General features: G+C 40.1%; 21 protein-coding genes. 7 read left to right on the top strand and 14 right to left on the bottom strand.

From position 1 onward, the window contains the following. Positions 1-41: 41 nt before the first annotated feature. Positions 42-368: a hypothetical protein gene (locus AC23P2_RS24675; RefSeq protein ID WP_487775653.1), complete on the bottom strand. Its 327-nt coding sequence runs from the start codon at positions 366-368 to the stop codon at positions 42-44. Beyond that, on the bottom strand, positions 343-876 hold the full coding sequence (locus AC23P2_RS24670; RefSeq protein ID WP_487775652.1) for a hypothetical protein: 534 nt from the start codon (positions 874-876) through the stop codon (positions 343-345). Before AC23P2_RS24670 ends, AC23P2_RS24675 begins: the two co-directional genes overlap by 26 nt. A 178-nt stretch (positions 877-1,054) precedes the next feature. On the opposite strand from AC23P2_RS24670, the gene AC23P2_RS24665 reads away from it, so the two are divergent. The 7 genes from AC23P2_RS24665 (at position 1,055) to AC23P2_RS24635 (ending at position 6,907) form a co-directional block, all read left to right on the top strand. Further along, positions 1,055-1,342 (top strand): hypothetical protein, encoded by a 288-nt coding sequence (locus tag AC23P2_RS24665; protein ID WP_487775651.1) that lies wholly within the window; start codon positions 1,055-1,057, stop codon positions 1,340-1,342. A gap of 117 nt (positions 1,343-1,459) precedes the next feature. Further along, positions 1,460-1,672, top strand: coding sequence for a helix-turn-helix transcriptional regulator (locus AC23P2_RS24660; RefSeq protein ID WP_487775650.1), 213 nt, complete (start codon positions 1,460-1,462; stop codon positions 1,670-1,672). Beyond that, complete coding sequence (locus tag AC23P2_RS24655) at positions 1,665-1,994, top strand: HipA N-terminal domain-containing protein (protein ID WP_487775649.1); 330 nt, start codon at positions 1,665-1,667, stop codon at positions 1,992-1,994. Before AC23P2_RS24660 ends, AC23P2_RS24655 begins: the two co-directional genes overlap by 8 nt. Next, complete coding sequence (locus AC23P2_RS24650; protein WP_487775648.1) at positions 1,991-2,929, top strand: HipA domain-containing protein; 939 nt, start codon at positions 1,991-1,993, stop codon at positions 2,927-2,929. Before AC23P2_RS24655 ends, AC23P2_RS24650 begins: the two co-directional genes overlap by 4 nt. Positions 2,930-3,029: 100 nt before the next feature. Continuing rightward, complete coding sequence (locus AC23P2_RS24645; protein WP_487775647.1) at positions 3,030-4,157, top strand: hypothetical protein; 1,128 nt, start codon at positions 3,030-3,032, stop codon at positions 4,155-4,157. After that, a complete protein-coding gene (locus AC23P2_RS24640) occupies positions 4,158-5,795 on the top strand; it encodes a hypothetical protein (protein ID WP_487775646.1) in 1,638 nt (545 codons plus the stop codon). After that, positions 5,792-6,907, top strand: coding sequence for a DUF2135 domain-containing protein (locus AC23P2_RS24635; RefSeq protein ID WP_487775645.1), 1,116 nt, complete (start codon positions 5,792-5,794; stop codon positions 6,905-6,907). The genes AC23P2_RS24640 and AC23P2_RS24635 overlap by 4 nt, the downstream gene beginning before the upstream one ends. A gap of 3 nt (positions 6,908-6,910) precedes the next feature. Here the strand turns inward: AC23P2_RS24635 and AC23P2_RS24630 are convergent, their stop codons facing one another. The 12 genes from AC23P2_RS24630 to AC23P2_RS24575 all read right to left on the bottom strand — a co-directional run bounded on the left by AC23P2_RS24630 (position 6,911) and on the right by AC23P2_RS24575 (position 17,261). Beyond that, the gene (locus AC23P2_RS24630; protein ID WP_487775644.1) at positions 6,911-7,474 is read right to left on the bottom strand and encodes a conjugal transfer protein TraO; all 564 of its coding nucleotides are present in this window, start codon (positions 7,472-7,474) and stop codon (positions 6,911-6,913) included. Positions 7,475-7,495: 21 nt separating this feature from the next. Beyond that, positions 7,496-8,431, bottom strand: coding sequence for a conjugative transposon protein TraN (gene traN / locus AC23P2_RS24625; protein ID WP_487775643.1), 936 nt, complete (start codon positions 8,429-8,431; stop codon positions 7,496-7,498). 14 nt (positions 8,432-8,445) lie between these two features. After that, positions 8,446-9,921, bottom strand: a complete 1,476-nt coding sequence (traM, locus tag AC23P2_RS24620; RefSeq protein WP_487775642.1) for a conjugative transposon protein TraM — start codon at positions 9,919-9,921, stop codon at positions 8,446-8,448. Positions 9,922-10,174: 253 nt separating this feature from the next. After that, complete coding sequence (traK, locus tag AC23P2_RS24615; protein WP_487775641.1) at positions 10,175-10,789, bottom strand: conjugative transposon protein TraK; 615 nt, start codon at positions 10,787-10,789, stop codon at positions 10,175-10,177. Continuing rightward, positions 10,786-10,995 (bottom strand): hypothetical protein, encoded by a 210-nt coding sequence (locus tag AC23P2_RS24610; protein WP_487775640.1) that lies wholly within the window; start codon positions 10,993-10,995, stop codon positions 10,786-10,788. The genes traK and AC23P2_RS24610 overlap by 4 nt, the downstream gene beginning before the upstream one ends. 4 nt (positions 10,996-10,999) lie before the next feature. Beyond that, on the bottom strand, positions 11,000-12,265 hold the full coding sequence (locus tag AC23P2_RS24605; protein WP_487775639.1) for a TraJ family protein: 1,266 nt from the start codon (positions 12,263-12,265) through the stop codon (positions 11,000-11,002). 1 nt (position 12,266) lies between these two features. Further along, positions 12,267-13,268 (bottom strand): hypothetical protein, encoded by a 1,002-nt coding sequence (locus AC23P2_RS24600; protein ID WP_487775638.1) that lies wholly within the window; start codon positions 13,266-13,268, stop codon positions 12,267-12,269. A gap of 11 nt (positions 13,269-13,279) precedes the next feature. After that, complete coding sequence (locus tag AC23P2_RS24595; protein WP_487775637.1) at positions 13,280-15,802, bottom strand: TraG family conjugative transposon ATPase; 2,523 nt, start codon at positions 15,800-15,802, stop codon at positions 13,280-13,282. Then, positions 15,799-16,131: a DUF4133 domain-containing protein gene (locus AC23P2_RS24590; RefSeq protein WP_487775636.1), complete on the bottom strand. Its 333-nt coding sequence runs from the start codon at positions 16,129-16,131 to the stop codon at positions 15,799-15,801. The genes AC23P2_RS24595 and AC23P2_RS24590 overlap by 4 nt, the downstream gene beginning before the upstream one ends. Then, positions 16,128-16,547 carry a DUF4134 family protein gene (locus AC23P2_RS24585; RefSeq protein ID WP_028666164.1) on the bottom strand — a complete coding sequence of 140 codons (420 nt, stop codon included), beginning with the start codon at positions 16,545-16,547 and terminating at the stop codon, positions 16,128-16,130. The genes AC23P2_RS24590 and AC23P2_RS24585 overlap by 4 nt, the downstream gene beginning before the upstream one ends. Before the next feature lie 2 nt (positions 16,548-16,549). Next, a complete protein-coding gene (locus AC23P2_RS24580) occupies positions 16,550-16,939 on the bottom strand; it encodes a DUF4134 family protein (protein ID WP_487775635.1) in 390 nt (129 codons plus the stop codon). 4 nt (positions 16,940-16,943) lie between these two features. After that, positions 16,944-17,261: a DUF4134 family protein gene (locus AC23P2_RS24575; RefSeq protein WP_487775634.1), complete on the bottom strand. Its 318-nt coding sequence runs from the start codon at positions 17,259-17,261 to the stop codon at positions 16,944-16,946. Between the last annotated feature and the right edge of the window lie 265 nt (positions 17,262-17,526).

The following is a 17,526-nucleotide window of genomic DNA, read 5'->3' as shown; positions in this document are numbered from 1 at the left end:
ACCTTAATTTATTAAAAGCCTTCTAACCTTTGGCTTCTGATCTATCTTACTTTTGGCCCGAATCGGGAGTTGCAGCCATCAACAATAATTCCTTGGACTTTGTACCGACAGATTACACCTGATTCTATATCATTTTGGAAGCCGATTGAACGAAGCCGTTCATCCAAATTTCCATAATTTTTGTAAGAAGCGAGTTCAATAACCACGTCAACGTCATTTGTTGGCCTGATTTCTACTGATTTTTGAACGTCGGCATAGAGCGCAACAGTAGCTCCACCAACAAAGACCACATTTTCATTGAGTTCTTGTAAAGCCGTGGCCACAGCTTTAATTCGCAATAAATTAATATGCTGGTTGTACTGAGGCATCGAAAAGGGTTTTAAGTGCTTGATTTGCTAATTTAATTTCACGTGGTCTTCCAATTCTTAATATGTCAATAGAAGCTAATATTTCATACAAAATAGGGTCATTTTTAACCGCATTTGTTACTGAAACATATAAAGGTTCAATTACTTGTCCACGGATACTTCCTTCAGGGTTAGGCCAAACAAACGCTTCATTTGAAATAAATTGGGCTTGGAAAAATGGGGCAGAGTGTGCCGTCGGCGTACCTATTGATAAGGGGCCAGGTATGGCAGGAAACACATATTTGACGCCATGTTGCAAAAAATCCAATAAGTTATTTCTAAATACTTTACGTTTTTCATTGTCTATTAAACCCGCAATCATGGAGCGATTGAGTGATTCGCTGATTTCGGATAAACTAATACCCAAATCATTCGACAAATTACGGGTTTTCCACTCGTCATGCCCGTAAGCGATAATTTTTGATAGAACCACTATATCAAGTGGTCGCATTCCATTGTGCTTTTTCATGTTCGTTGTTCGCAAATTGCGATATGCGAACAAAAATAGGTATTATTGTCGTAACTCAATCATTTTCAAATCAAAAATGTTAATCCATTGGATAAAAAAATTAGGCATTAAACCCTCATTTTTGGTGAAATAGTTTATTATCTGTATATTTAGATATTAAAATATCTAACTATTTCCAATGGAAACAACAACTTTACCCATTGAACAATCATCTAAACGACGAGCCGAAGCATTGGGGTTTCGATTGGTTCGAGTACAACAGCAATCGGCAGATATGTATCAGATTTTTGATACAACAGGGTATTTGTGGCAAATCAGGCTTTGTGATGAATGGAACGAGCTACCAAGTTGGCAGCGTAGGAGCGAGGCCGAAAGAGATGCCTTGTTCACCTTGGCAATGGATGAATACTACGGCTCACCTTGGTGGGAAGAAGGTGGAAGCTTAGGAATAATGCCTTGTTTATAATAGGATTGAAAATAGTCTGTACCCATTCGGGTATAAACTGAATAATATTTGCTATATTCGTACCCGAACAGGTATAAAATAGCTAAGTATTAGTAAAATAACCCCGAACAGGTATAAATGAAAAGCCTTATTGCTCAATATGTGAAGGATAAACGCAAGTTGTTAAAATTGACCCAAGTGGATTTGGCCGAAAAATCGGGCGTAGGACTTCGCTTTGTTAGAGAGCTTGAACAGGGTAAAGAAACCTTACGACTTGACAAGGTAAATCAGGTTTTAGATTTGTTTGGATGTGAAGTTGGACCCGTTAAGAAGGAGGTTGACCATGAATAGGAGCGGAGAAGTTTATTACCAAGACCAATTAGCGGGCATCATTAGCGAAGAAGATGATGGATACGTATTTACGTACGAGGCGGGGTATTTGATGAATAATGATTTACCAGTGAGCTTAACTTTACCTTTGAGGGGGGCTCCCTATAAAAGCAAGGTGCTGTTTCCATTTTTTGACGGATTGATTCCAGAGGGTTGGTTATTAGATATTGCCATTCAAAATTGGAAGCTCAACCCACGAGACCGAATGGGGCTATTACTTACCGTTTGTCAAGATTGCCTTGGGGCAGTAAGTGTAAAGAACATTGAAAATAGTGAGCCATGAACCAACGCTGCCTTTATTGTTATCAGCCTTTGAGTGAGCAGGAACAAGACTTCCATACCAAGTGCTGCAAGAAGTTTTTTGGAACAACCATACCGCCAACCCTCAATTTGGGAACTGATGATTTGCGAGAAATGGCTCGACGACTTATCATTCGTAGTGTAGCTGTAACGGGTGTGCAGCCTAAACTTTCGTTAGATTTAGAAAAAGTAAATGCCCAAACAAGCCGCCTTACAGTGGTAGGGTTGTGGGGCAGTTACATTCTCAAACCACCAACCGACCTTTTTGAATCACTACCCGAAAATGAAGACTTGACTATGAAGTTGGCGGCTTTGTGTGGGCTCAAAACGGCAGAACATACACTGATTCGACTGCAATCGGGTAAATTGGCATATCTGACCAAACGATTTGACCGACAAAAAAATAGAAAAATCCACATAGAGGATTTATGTCAATTGACGGAGAATCTAACCGAACACAAATACCGAGGCTCTATTGAAAGAGTGGGTAAAACGATTCGTACCTATACAACCAACAAAGGGTTGGAAGCGTTGGCTCTATTTGAGTTGGTGGTTTTTTGTTTTATCACGGGTAATGCCGACATGCACCTGAAAAATTTCTCGTTGATTCGGTTTGACAACGGAGAAGTGGCTCTATCTCCTGCCTATGATTGGGTTTCTACTAAATTGGCTATGCCTGAAGACCTGGAAGAGTCAGCTTTAACGATAAATGGCAAGAAAAACCGACTCAAACGAGCCGATTTTGACGAATTAGCCACAAAGCTGGGTATTCCTGCCAAATCTTGCGAACGGGTTTATGCTAAGTTTGTCAAGAAACAAACGGCCCTGTTAGGGCTGATTGAACAGAGTTTTTTGTCGGATGAGATGAAGGAGGAGTATATAGCGTTGTTGGTGGGCAACATTGAAAAATTAAAATAGTTGAGTATTTAGATAGGAAGATATTTTAGTATTTTGCTTAAAAAGCAACACCAAATAATTCGATAAATTATATATTGCAACTTTAACACCATAATATAAAATGACCACCAAACCCATCCAAAGAATTCTTTTCGGAAGCCCAGGAACTGGCAAAAGCCATAGAATTACAGACGAGATAATACCTAAAAGGCTTGATATCCAAAGTTTGACCAACGTTTTCAAGACTGTTTTTCACCCTGAATATACTTATGGTGACTTCATGGGTAAACTATTGCCCATTTCTAAAAAGAAAAAAATGGAGCATAAAGTTGAATATAACTATTACGCTGGACATTTTCTCAAAGCTCTTGCTCGTGCTTACAGGAATATTATAGACACATATATAGATGAAAATGGAAACATTTCTGACAGCCCTTCGAGACAGGCGGATAATGTTGTATTAGTTATCGATGAAATAAATCGAGGGAATTCAGCAGCAATTTTTGGTACAGTATTTCAATTGCTCGACAGAGAAAAAGATGGTTGGTCGTCTTACGGCATAACTATTTCAGATTTAGAATACGAAAAGCTCTTGGCTGAAATTGGTTTTGAGAATAAGTCCAGCTACAACGACTATGATGAACAATTGAATAATAATTTTAAGTACAATCAGCACACAGGCCTGTCAGAAACTAAAAAGGATAAGTTGTTAGAAAACCTTTTTAAGAATCTAAATGAAAGAGAAAAAAATCAGGTAACAAAAGTAGTATTCAAAGAGAAATGGATCTTTATTCCCCCGAATCTATCGCTACTAGCCACCATGAACACCTCCGATAATTCCATTTACTTCATGGATAATGCTTTTAAACGAAGATGGGACTGGGAGTTTGTGGATGTGGACGATGACGACCAACGGGAATCCGTAGCACACCGAAATGTGATGTTGTATGGAACAAAAAAATGTACTTGGGTAGATCTTGTTGGTAAATTGAACGACTACATACGTAGCAAACACATACGCAAGATTGAGGATAAGCAAATCGGTTATCGTTTTATCAATGAAGAGGTTATCACCGAAGAACATTTGAAAAACAAGTTGATGTTTTTCTTGTGGGATAGCGTTTTCGGCAATAATAAAAAGCCTTTGGCTGATTTATTGGGCGTAACTGAGAGTGAAATAGTCACTTTTGGACAGTTTACTCGCAGAGAACAGGTTGAAAACTTTGTTGATAAAATTCTGAATCGTTAGATGTTTGACCTCTCAAAAATAGATTTTATCAGAACCGACGAAGAGCACGGACGTAGGCACTATTCGTTTGTAGGGATTCAACGTAGCCAATCCAGCCCTGACCGTTTAGAGTTTTGGCTTCCGCTTGGTTTCGACGATTTTAACCCCAATAATGATTATGAAACTACTAAATCATTCTTTTTTAGGATGTATCGTACGTTCAAAGTTTACCTATCTCGAAAGGTAGAAGGCTTGAACGATGAAGAACGAAAAACCGACCGTGACGGAATTTATGAGTTTGAAAATGGTTTTAGTTTCGTCAATCAAAATCAAGAACAGACCGTATTTTACGGAAAACTCAATGCCCTTGATAAAATTTTGGAAGGCTATGACGAACTCAAAATATCATCTTTGGAGAAAAAGCAAGTTCGTACCACCGACATAGATTACTCAAAGATTCACCGTTATCTGCACCAAGCCACCTATTTAGAAAATGACGTCATTTATTTAGACGAAATGACTATCGCAAAAAGTGTCTTGGTACAAAGCAGCCCGCCTATTCTTCAATTTTTTAGTTTTATTTACACTGAAATCAAGAAAGAGTTGGGTGAATTAGACACCGTCCCTGACAAAGCATTTGAGTTATCTGAGACTTTCAAAGAGCATCATTTACAACCAGATAGTAGCCTTTTTGATGAGATTACATTTGCTGAAACCTTGCAGGTATTAAGAATACAATTAGAAGACATCGAAAGCGAAACAGTTTATAAAGACGAAGATTTTTGGCATTTCTATGATGCCATAGAATCGTTTTTGTATGGAGAGAAAACAAACGATACCGAAGGAATTTTTTGGGGTATCAGCAACTTCTATGATGTTTGGGAGGATATGTGCCAAACGTATATGTTGCAAAGCTATTTGAAGCCACAAATTTTATTTGCTGATATTAATGGTAAATTATGGCTACGTGACGGCATCAGAAACAGCCCCTTTGTATTGAAAATCAACGATATTAGCCGCAACCCTCCAAGAGAGTTAAGACCTGATTTAGTTTACTTGGAATTAGTTGATTTTAGAGGTGAAGTTCTATTAGAAAAACTTTACACAAAACAATCTCTTACTAACGCACAGGGACGTGAATGGGGATATAAAGTACTATTCAATCAGTTACCCAAAAGGGTTTTTGACAGGTGTAAACAAATTTTAGACGATCATTTACAAAAAGGGCCAATATATGGTATAAATTATGAGTCTCTGAATAGAGGATTATTGCAATATGTCTATAATGAGCTGAACTATGCTGATGCAATTGAAACAGATTTAGCAAAAATTGGCCTTAAAATCATTGATTACAAGTATATGAAAGAAGCTGACTACCACAACTATCATGAATTTGCAGTTGATGAAAGAGGAGAGAACAAGATTAAAGCCGATATTCAGAAGCAGTTGATATATGAGTGGACAATTCAACAAAACATAGAAAATTCTCAAACAGAAAGCGAATTTTGGATTCCATATTACTCTGAAAATCCGAACTTTGAAGCATTTAAAAAAGTGTTAGATACTCCAAGCGACGACTTCAATAAATCACAGATTAAGGTTTGTAAAATTAACTTCAACATTTTACAGCAACACTACGTCAGCCTTTATGCCGTATGATAAAATACAACGCTTCTCATAATGTCATCAGCCCATTTAATCCTATGTTGGCGCTTCATCCAAAAATGCGTAGGGAGGTAAATGAGCGTTTCATTCAGCCTATTTTAGAAACATTTTTCAAAGACAAAAAAGGGGCAAAGGGTGAGTGTGGCATTGCAAACTTCGAGGCTCTGGATGTTGATAGACTCAAAACAGAAATAGAGTTTCAGCAGGAAGAGAACTATGTGCAAAATTATATCTATGCGGAGTTAATCAAAGATATACAGAAAGACAACAACGGAAAAGTTATTTTCAAAACAAGATATTCGATTTCGTTTGATTGGGATTTGACGTATTACAGAATGGATGGCTTTAAAAACAGTCCTAAAAACTATCCATACAAACAGATTTTCGGAGATATAAAAAAAGAGGAAAAGCAAATCAGATACGGTGCTTTACGCCTTGGTGATACCCCAATTCTTTACATCATCTTCATTGATTTTCAAGAGGTTTTGAAGTTTATTAAGAAGGGAATAGAGGTAAACTTTGACAATGAGACCGAATCTGTAAAAGTCGTAGAAGAACCAGAAATAAAAAAAGAGCGGCTTTTTGATACTGTCATTCAGCAGACTCAAAGAAAATTACGTGAAACCACTGATAGTGCAGCCAAAGAAAGATTACGACAAGAACTGAATAGACTTAATTACTTGCGAGATGAACCACTACAAGGCACAGCAGGTAAACTTCGGGTCAATCTGGCTTGGAACACCACTGATGACTTAGACTTACACGTAGAAACACCAAATGGGACTATTTCTTACAATAAAAAGATAGTTGAATATCAGGGCGTTATTGGTGAATTAGATATAGATAAAAATGCCAGTGGTGAATTTGTAAGCAATCCCCAAGAAAATGTCAATTGGGACAGTATTCCTTTGGGAAAACACACGATTCGAGTTAATCTATATAAGAGCCGAGAAAAAGCCAAAGTCCCTTTTACTATTACAGTTCTGAACGAAAATGGAGATGGGCGTATCTATAATAGTTATGTTGAAGTAGGAACGATTCCCAACAGAAGTGTGGCATCTTTTGAGTTTACTAACGGAAAATTAATTTTTGATGATATTGAGTGATTATCACCTCCCATGCCACCTCACCCCCACAAACACCGTTGAATGAAAAGCCTGCACCGAGGAGGTAGGGTTCCACCGTTGGCGGAAACCGAAGACAACGGGGTTTATTTCTACTTCGAAGCCAGCGTCCAGGCCTACCAGAAACTTGGAACGTTGAGTTGCAGTTTCGGAAATAGCTTGGTCATGGTTGATTGACTCATATCCAGCGAAGGGTTGAGCCAATCCCCGTACAAAAAAAGTACGGGTGGCATTGCGGTGTAAAATAAATTCGTAGCCATATCCCAAGGTAAATTGTTCTTGTGGGATGTTGGTTGAATCAACGAGTTCAGAGGTTTTGCGTTGGTAACTGGCAGTGGCTTTCCAGGCGTTGTAATGACGGTTGTATCTTCCTGTTGAAAGTAGTATTTGGAGGCCACTAAGCGGGCGAAAACCGTCCACTGTTCCCAAATAACCTTCAAAAAACCGTTGCCCTTTTAAGTGGTTTTGGGCATTTGCCGCAAGTCCAAAGACGAACCAAACGGTAGCTATTTGAATAGAAAAATATTTTGATAGTTTAGTATTCTTCATTGTTGACTCAAAATCAAAGGATTAAAGATTCTTGGCTTGCAGCATGATGTCGCTTTCCACTTGGAAACGCAAATGGCGACCACCGTCTTTTTCGTATAGCTCTACTTCAATTACCTTGTCTTCAGGAAAAGTTCGTAAGGGAAGGGCATACACTGTGGTGTATTCGGTATTACTGCGGATGGTAGTCAATGTTTTGGGATAATTGGTAAAAGGTTTTATCTCTACTTCTTGGGCCGCCATTCGTTTGAGTACATCTTTGTCTCGCAGGTAAAATTTGAAAAAATCAATTTCGTAATCAATCTCTGAGTCATTTTTGATGCTCATTTGAAAATAAATTGTTTTGTTTTTCACGTATAGGCTGGTGAGTAAACATGTCATTTTCATTTTAGAAGCACCTATATTCCGAATGTATGAAGTCAATTTTTGAACCTTCTGACATTCGGTTAGCATCTCGTTTTCATTTTTCTCACTGGACAATGAAATAATAGGGCTGTGGTTTATCCCTTTTTGGTCAGAAGTAAAATTGTCTGCCAATAGATTATTGGCGATGTTGATGTTTAGGATTTCGGGATCCTCTTGAAAACGAACCAAGAAACTGTAAAAACCGCCTTCTTCGGTGATAACCGTCATGTTGGTTTCGCAGAAATCGGCTTTTTCTTTGGCTTTTACTCGCAGGATATTCGGCACAGTTTCGGGTATTTGGGTAATTACATCGCCTGTGCCAGCGTCAAATTCTCTGATTTTGGCGGGAAAAATAATATGAGTTGTTTTTCGATTAGAAACCCCAATGGGGTAACTTCCTTTTACTGAGCCTTTGTCAATGGGTAAAATGTAAGGAGTGCTGTTTATTGATTGGGTCAATATTGGGTTAGCTACTGAAACCCCTTCTTTTTGAGCATAACCTGAAAACGACAAGATGAGACCGACCAACATAGTCGGATAGAAAAATAGTTTCATATTAAGATAGTTTATTATTCGTTGATTGTTCCGAACGAACTCCCCCGTTCGGTGGGTTTGAGTAAGATTTTGTAATTGGGTTTTACGGTTACTTTCACATTCGCAATTTTCGCTTGGGCATAGGCCCTGACCCCAGAGAATAGTGAGTTACCTGCTTGCAGGGCCATTTGAGTACCCACTTGTTGCCCTAAACTGCCTTGCTGAATAAAGAAAGATGGTGAAGCCACCGCCGTTTGTGCTGATTGACCCAAACTATTGGCCATGATGTTTTTCTCTCGAATTTTAGGAACATACAACCCCGCTCTACCATCTAAGTCGTAAACAGTAAGATTGGTTTGGTAAAGGGCCGCTCCGAGTCGAATGCTACTGACGATAATGCTGATTCTTTCTCCGTTAATCTGACAAGTTCCTGCCAGTAGTGTGTGGGCTGGCAAGGTAACTCGTTCGCTATTTAGCAGAAGTTGTACGGTTTCAGTCAATCGAATTTTCAGCGTACTTCCATTTTCCACTACCACTTTGTCACCGTCGCCGTGTATTACTGCTTCAATGGCCGTGTTGTTTGTTTGGGCTGATTTTGGGTTGGTTTTTGTACTGTTAGCTCCGTAGAAACCGTTAGTACTTTTCTTTTCGGATCCTGTCAAAATTAAGGTACTGGGCTCTACAGCTTCATTTTTAAGCAGCCCCTTGTTCTCTGCTTCTATTTCCTTTTTGAACAATGTACGGTATTCGGCAGGTAACTGGCCTCCGTAGGCTTTTTTGAGGGTCAAATATTCTTTGCTCATTAGTGGCTCGGCAGATAGGGTAGGGGATGCTCCAACTTCGGGTTGCCCACCCATATTTCTTTGATTGGCCATTTCAATTTGACGCAAAACAGTTTCGGTTGCACGGCGATTAAAATCACGGTCGGCTTGGTCTTGGCGTTCCTCGGTTAATTGCTCCTTACTTTTCGGACTGCGATACATCGTATTCAACACCCGTTGCTGTTCCCTCAGTTGTCGTTGGTTTTGCTGGGTAAACTGACGCTTTTGAAATGCTTTTTGCTGAGTAGGTGAAGCGTATTGTAGTTGATTATTCCGTTGTTCAATTGCTTGCAAATCATTTTCAGTCAAGTATTCATTTGTACCCAGGCGTTGCGTCGGGTTCTGCCCCGTGAGGATTTCGGTATTTTGAGCAGCGTGTTGATCAAGGGGATTGGTACCCGAACGGTTCGGGCTTAGGTCGGAGGGGGTAAAGTCTTTGTCATACTTCTCATCCCCCTTCACATTTTTTAGCTTTGCTTCGGGTGGAGCTAAGTCGAGGTGAGTACTGTCAGTAGAAGTACTTTGGTCAGTGGAAATAAATCCCCCCATCACGCCAAAAATTCCAATTCCAATCAAGCAAGCAATTGGGATTAGAAACATGGCCAACTGTTTTTTGTTCAAACTCAATTTTTTAGCCGTTTCAGCTCCTGCTGTTATGGGTATGTGGTGCGAATTTGGGTTATCATTCATGTGCATTATTTGAGAAAATATCAATCGCTGTTAAAAACATTGCTTAGTTGCCAGATGAACCATACAAATAAAAAAAGCAAGACAGTTAAAATCAGGACGTTCCTTACTCGAAAACCTGCTCGGTATTGCCAACTATTTAGATAGATTGCTATTTTAATAGCTTGTTCTGAAAACCATTTGCCAACTTGTTCGCCTACTTGAAAAGCAGTGAGTTCTTCCTCTTTTTTGGTTTTTCTGAATAATGAGCGCATACCTATTTTGAACGTTCCCGTACGATTTTGGAGGTAAGAATTTGAAAGTCACGCATCAAAAAACCATTCGGTGAGTTATCAGAACGATTGATGTCCACCAGATACGATTGCGTAATAAGTTGCCTCTCTGAAATGGCGGTAGCTCGTTCTTGAATCAGCGTAACGTAGGTAATCGCTCGGTAAGGGTATGCTCGTAAATCTGCCAGAACAGAGTCTATTTTAACCCGTTGAGTTACGTTTCCTTGAATCATTTCACGATAAAAATTTTGCTCGCTAAGGTTATCATGTAACTTCTTGGCTGACTCATCGCAGAGAAACAATGCCTTTTTCATATTGTCATCAATGGATTTTGGGTCAGGCGAAACATTGAAGAATAGTTCGTGAAAACGGCTTACATGATGACGGGCTTCGGCAGGACGATTGTCAGTAACGTCTCCGCAGGTTACTTCGATGGCCTCACCTCGATTGACCAGATAGATGCGTTTTGAGAAATCGTTACTGTATTTGAACGCCAGCACCACTGCCGCAATAGAGATGAGAAACGAACAAGCAAACGCCACGATGACCAGCAATCTACCTCGCTGGAAGTCCTTTTCTAATTGCAATAATTCTTTCATTTTTTGTCGTCGTAAATTTCTATGGATGCCCCTTTTTGATGAAAAACATAGGTTTTAGCCGTGTTGCGTTGGTATTTTTTAAATGACCAAATTACTATTGCAATCGTCATGAAGGCCAATAACCCCAACGCTCCAAGATTGAAATTGAGCGCTTTTCGGTGGCGGTACAGTAGGTTATTTCGGTATTGAATTGATTTTAAAAGCATGGGTTTACAGACGGTTAATTTTACGATTCAAGCGATTCTTTTGGCGTTTAACTTCCTGTTTAGTAGCATTGAAGGCTCCGAGGGCTGTTGCTCCAACGGTAGATTTAGCCAAGCCACCAACTCCACCAATTACCCCGCCGACTACTTTCCCTTGTGAACCATAGCTTGCACCTTTGTTAGAACCTTGTTGGGCACCTGCTGAAACGTTCTTGGGAATGTTTACTAAACCATCCAATGAAGCTTTGCTCGTATCTCTCAATATTCGAGTACCTGCCCCAGTCGTTCCTTTGGTAACTGATGAGGCTGCACTACCAAGCGTTTGATTAACCATGCGAGTAGCTCCTTGCACCATTGCACCAACACCTCCTACGGTTACGAGCATATTGGTCATAGAAGGAACTTGAAAATAGCCGATCAGAAACATGACGAGTAAGGCGATGTAGGCCAATCCTAAATACTCAGGTTGCTGAGCCTCAGCTCCTCCCGACTGTATAGCAGCAGCAGCATCGTAGGCATTCAGGTAGGCATCAGAAGCGGCAAAGGCAATGCTGCTGTACAAAGCCGCAACGGTAGGCATAAGTGTGTAGTTGATGTAACTACCAAACCAACTGGCTATATTTTGAGTAAAGCCAGGAAATATAGCTAATACAAAAGCAATGGGTGCGCCCATTCTTAGCACGAGGCGGTAACAAATGGAAATCAAGAATAAAATGGCTTCGGCCAAGTGCATGATTGCCATTAAAATATCTTGAAGGGCAGACAAAATCTGAAACTTAAATTCCTCTGAAAAACGTTGGAATCCAATTTTGAAATCAACGCCTACACTACCCAAACCCATGAATGCTTCACGGTCTTCGTTTAAGTCACCACCGAAAATTTCTCTGTAGCGTTGTGGGTTGGTACCAATTTCGTCCCACTTCTCCCGAATTTTCTTTTGTATCATTTCGGTGTTCTTCTTGACCTTTTCGTACAAATCTCCGTTTGATGCGTTGACCAAACCTACTGTTTTCTTGCCAAAAGCGTCCATCACATCACACATTTTGGGAGCGGAAGCAATGAGTAAGACCATAAGAAACGGACGTAGATACGGGAAAAAGTCAATCGGTTCGTTACGGGAAATTTGCCCAATCAATCTCGAAAAGATATAGACCAACGCACCAATCCCCGCCACTGCCCGTATGCTGACTTCTATTTTCTCCGCTGCACCATTAGAACTGGTGAGTGTACTTTGATAGACGTATTCGAGCGTTTTTAGAATATCGAAATTCATGCTATTTTAGTTTGATACCCTCGTCAATTCGGTATTTTCTGGTCAGTTCTTCTCGCATCGGAACCAGTAATTCTCTTCCGAGTATTTTGACAATGACCTCAAATTCTTCTTTGGAAATCTCTTTACCGTCAGGGGTTGCCCAACCTACCGTTTTTGTCCCAGCCCAGTTTTCAATCGGTCGGTATCCTTCTGCAATTTTCATGGATAAAGCTATGCGCTGTGCCTTCATTTCGGCGATTTGTAATTCATCTTGATAATTTAAAAGACGTTTGTTAAAATCCTCTTGTGCCTGACGCATTTTGACAGCATCCTCGGTTTCGGTGTAGTTGTCCAAAACAGAACTTCCTTCTGGGTAAAAAGCATCATAAGCTTGTTCGTTGCCATTGTTAAAGTTAAAATTTCCCCCTAATGGGTTACTTGTAACGTTTGCTAAGGCAATGTCATAGAGCTTGGCCGTAGCCTGTCGATCTCGTAAATTTCCAGCTCTCCTCATGGACATAGCTCGGATTCGATTGTAGTATGCTTGTACCAGATTTTGAAATTTTCCCGCTCGTTCGTGCGCCATGTTGAGCCAGTTCATTCGTTCGGAATCATTCATTTCAAGGATATTTTGTGAGGTAGATTGCCTCATATCTTTCAAAATATCCGTTCCTGCTTTGGTTAAACCTTGAAAATCCTGAATAATTAGCTGGTACTCGGCAGGATAAATATGCCCATCCCTTCCAATTGAATTAGCCATTTGATTGAGCATCGAAGTTGTTTGGGTAATGGTTGAAACCAACTGGGTTCCCCTGTGAAATTGTTGTACTCCACTGGCTACTTTTTTCAACTTTTCGACATTTTTGACCAAGGTTTTAAATGAAGGGTCTTGCAGCAGTTTGATGAGTTGTGTAACTGCCGTATGCAAAGGGTCAGAGACTACAAACTGTGCATTGGCTTTCAATTGAAAAAAGGCCAAGAAGCCTATTAGAGCCAGTAATTTTAAGGGTTTTAAGCGTAACATGAGAGTAAGTATTAAGGTTGAAAAACAATTGTTCGTTCACCGTTTGCCCACGCTTTTACGGCACTTTCAAGGTTGCCATTGTACTTGTTTTGGGCTAAATCTTGAATTTCCTCCACTTCTCGTCGTTCAGTGGTAAAAGTCCCATAGGCCGTTTTGGAAACTTCAACCCCATAAACTTTGCAATAGTCCCCCACTAACAACGCCAATTCTTTGTATGGTGGACGGTTTGGGTTTTTACCTTTGTTGATACTCAAAATGATGTTCGCTTGCTTTTCGGAGAGTGCCAGTGTCTGCATGATTTCGCCAAAACGTTTCTCATAATTGCTCTGGTCGAGCAGAAATTTAATGGGCGAATTGTTGATAATGGCATCTTTGACGATGACATTTCCAACCAAATCATCTACTTCCTGTGTAACAACCCCCAATGAGCCGTAATGCTTCCTAACGGTCTTTGAACACCATCGCAAGAAGTCAGAAAAACTGTCTTTTGCCAAAGCTTTCCACGCTTCTTCAATGACCAACATTTTTAATACTCCTTTTACACTGAATAGTTTACGAACGTAGGTGTTCATAATCATAATGGTTGTCACGGGAAACAATACGGGGTGGTCTTTGATGTTGTCTAACTCATAAATTACGAAAGGTAAATCCATGAGGTCAATGTTTTGCCGAGAATTGAGCAAGTAGTCATATTGCCCACCTTTGTAATAGGGACGTAAAACGTATAGAAAGTTTTGTAAGTCAAATTCCTTTTCTGAACGCCCCTGGTTTTGCTTAAAGATGCCAGGATAGTGATTTTGAGTGAACTCATAAAAGCTATCAAAACATGGAAAAATATCATTTCCGTCATTTCGATTGCGACGTAGAGCCACGTAGTATTCGTGAACAATGCTCGAAATTGTTACTTCTTCGGATTTGGACGACCGTTCCCCGTCTTTTTTCCAAAGGGCCATCAATAAATTCGCCAAAGCATCCTTTGTTTCTTCATCAGGGTTCAAGTCCTTCATGTAGAAGGGATTGAAATTAATGGGGTTATCTGTTTCGTAGGTAATGTACCTTCCGCCCATGAGTTTGCACAGTCGTTTGTACGAGTGCCCCACATCCACCATGCTGATGTGTACACCATGGGAAAGCAAGTAGTAAATGATGTTGTTCATTGTGAACGACTTACCTGATCCTGATGGGCCAATGACCATAAAATTTCGGTTGGAAATCAACCCTTTTTCCAACGGGGCAAAGAATGGGTCAACCATACATGGACGCCCAAAGCGATCGGTCAGTAGAATTCCGTTTTTGTTGAAAAAGCCGTCTTGGTAGTTGGTTTCTACGTTCCAAATGCTCGTTGCTTCCTCCAAAAAACAGGTAGCCAAGTTATCCGTTCCAATTTCAGAAATATTCCCAGGGATGCACGCCCAGAACAACGTTTCAGCATCCCAAGTGGCTAACTTTGGTTTGAAACCTAACTTAGAAATTGCCGCCGCAGTCAATGAACGATAATGGTCGGCGATTTCGGAATCTCGGTGAAAAACCATCACATTGAAGTGTGCTTTTACGACTTTGCGGTTGTTGGCTTTCACTTCTGCCATAAAGGCATCTTTGGCTGAAATACTCACTTCGTTTTCCTTTGACCATGCCGAAAAAGAATAGTGCCGTCGTACTTCTCCGACCATTTCGTTTACCATCGTATCACCATCGCAAATCACTAACGCTTGGTTATATACGTGATTGCAAGATAGCATCATTCCCAGCGTCGAACCCGTTGAAATGGGAAAATGACTGCTGTCGGTGGAGAACTGTTCGAGCCGAGCCGAATTTTGTAAATCGTTCGGAAAATCGTTGAGTTCGGTAATGGCGTAGGTGTAAGTTGTATTACCTGCCACTTTTAACCCGTCTTTTGTTTCGAGGTCATATAACACTTCGTCATCGAATGAAAGCGAAAAGTATTTTTGAAAAAGACCTGTTTCAGTTTTTGTACCGAGAATTTCGTCTTTATTTAGCCTGTTTAGCTTTACCTTTCCTGAATCGTTGAAGATTGCCTCGAATTGATTCACAATGTCCGTAAATTCAATCCATGTTTTTGGGTCTTGGATTTCCTTGGGTACTAAATGACGTTTGAGGAACGAGGACTGCTGACTGGTTCGTTTTAAAGGTGAAGAAGCAGGACGAGTAATGTACAAATAACACCGATGCCGTAGGTAGGGGCGCTCGGCAAAGTGCCGTTCGTTTTCCCACGCCACATAATTGTTAGATTGCAGATAGGCACTCTCAAAATTTGGATGGTATTCGTCCTCAATAAACATATCCTGCTTATGAATCATGTATCCGATGGGTAAAATCTTGATTGCTCGAACCAACACATCGTGCAGCGTATCGTATTCGCCGTCCGAAATGGCGAAGATTTCAGGCACCTTCATTTCAAAAGCTACCGTCAAATCTGCATTTTTGGAAACAATGATGTCTGTTTCGGCATCCACCGCCAAAATTGGGAACAGCGTTTCAAGGTTTTTTGCTTTGTTTTGGTTGATACTTTTCACTTGCGTTTGGATAAAGTTTGTACTTCAATCAATCGAGCAAACGAACGGTTTTGGTAAACAAAAAAGGGTTTGTGATTTTTGACCGCTAATTTGATTTCTCCCCAGCGTCCGTGCCGTTTATTGGCATCATAGGTATAAAAAAGCGTGCTGCCTGCACTCATCAACAATACCGAAATAGCAATCAATGTATTCAACCCGATGATGTACAAAAACAACGTCAGGAAAATACTGGCAATGATGCCGACAGCGGCGTAATAGAAATATTTGCCTCGTAATCCTCGAAACTCAATTTCATTGTCAACGCCCCTAAAAACAGGAAAAGACTTCATAGAATTGCACTGATTAAATAGCCCATACTGAACAAAAACAACAATGACCCGAACCATTTGAGCATATATTCATAAAGGTCTTCTTCACCATTTTGAAATTTTCGGTAGATTTTGATGATACCCACAATTGTAATGACAATACCAAGTAATAGTGAAGCATGATAAAGTTCAATGGAAAGTCCTTCTGCTGTCCCCGAAATACCAGTGAAGAAGACATAAGCTCCACCCACAATAAAATTATCTACCATGACTACGATACCACCCGCAAACAGGATTCCGATTAACCAAATAAAAATCATGCCTTCCACTTCTTCACCTCGATTCCATTTTTGGAACAGTCGCAGTCCAGCTATCACCGCAGCAGCAGCAGCCAGTGATAGGCATGTATTTCGGGCTATGGCGTAGAATGAATCCATCGTTAAGGGTTAATGCCAAAATCTTGTTCAGTAACCCGCGGAGAACCAACTTCCATTGCTGAAACATAAGCACTCAGCCCCGTAGTGATAGCAATCACAGCAAGTATTGCGGCTGCCCACCGCCAAATTTCAGTGGTAATGCGTTCGCTTTCACCTAATTGCCAGCGAGTATAAATCCGAAGCCCTCCAATCATACCCATGAATCCACAGACCAAATAAGTAAAGGTGACGAACATAGAAAGATTATTGTGTAGAGGTTCGGTAAACTGTTCACCAATTCCCACCCTCGAAAATCCACTTTTCTTTGTCAAATCCACTGATTGAGCAAATGTATATTCATTCATTAGTGTAGCCAGCAAAAATGAAGAAACGATATATTGAAGTCGTTTCATTGGCTTAAAAGAACACAGCTTGTAGTGTAGCTGCAATGGCCAAAATGAACAAAATGGCTCCCATCCAACCCACGGCGGCTTTTTGGGTATCTTGGTCTCCGTTTTGCCATTTGCTGTAAATTCTAAACCCTCCGACTAAGCCAACAATAGCTGCAATGACGTAAATAATGGTAGTCACTGGCGTAAAATAAGCTTGTAAAGCAGCTGCTTGTTGTTCTATCACTTGGGCTCCTCTTTGAACACCCGCGTTCTGTGCATTGACTTGTTTTAGGGCTACTGTCGCTAACAGAAGCGTGTACAAGTAGCAATTTTTCCTTTTCATAAATACATGAATTATTTGGGCTTATTACTAATTTGATGTGCAAAGTAAATAACAAAACAATTATAATGTCAATTAAAATAAAAAATATTATTTATTTAAAACTTGAAATGTATTATTGTTCATGTATTGATTTAGGGTAGAGATGTACAAATACAAGGAGGTAGTTTATATAAAGATATTTTAATATTTTTATATTCTAGTATATCTTTATTTTGATATTTTCCTATTTATTGGTTCATTTGTGGCAGAAAAAAGCAAATAAACG

Source organism: Runella sp. R0.1_18, from assembly GCF_057652155.1.
This window is presented reverse-complemented; position numbering and strand designations above follow the sequence as displayed.